Below are 497 nucleotides of genomic sequence, written 5' to 3' on the forward strand. Positions count from 1 at the left end.
CATAAACAATACGACTTCGTCTTTGTTTTTGTTGAGTTTTTTGTAATTTTCGACAAACAGTTCTTGCACATCTGGTTTGACTACAGCAGGAACTAAACGAGGCTTTTTATAAACATAACCAAGACGCCGGAGTACAGCCGTCATACCGCTTGGTGTATAACAAATTTGCCATTGTTCTTTAACCCAGTGTGCAACTTCTTTTGCAGTCAAATAAAGGCGATGTTGCAACTGTAAATTGAGTTCATTTAATTGTTCACGACTCAGATAAGGCTCAGTGCCAACATAGTTAACTTGCAATAACTGTTTCAAACCACCTTGACGATAACGCTTGAAATGATTGCGTACCGTGTCAGAATCCATTAACAATGCTGCCGCAATATCCGCTGCTGTCCACCCTTGCGCAAGCAAAATCACTGCGTTAATGCGATACGCATCACGACTGTTTCGCGCTCGGCGATGGGCAGCGCGTAATTCTTCGAGCTCTTTATCGTTTCGAG

Annotated in this window: 1 protein-coding gene; it reads right to left on the reverse strand. The window is 42.5% G+C overall.

Translation table 11 applies throughout. The features are described from left to right. Positions 1–497 (reverse strand): winged helix-turn-helix domain-containing protein (locus tag HUK38_RS14780; RefSeq protein ID WP_182585065.1); only part of this gene is annotated, 497 nt, incomplete at both ends.

Source organism: Thiospirillum jenense (assembly GCF_014145225.1).
Lineage (GTDB): Bacteria > Pseudomonadota > Gammaproteobacteria > Chromatiales > Chromatiaceae > Thiospirillum > Thiospirillum jenense.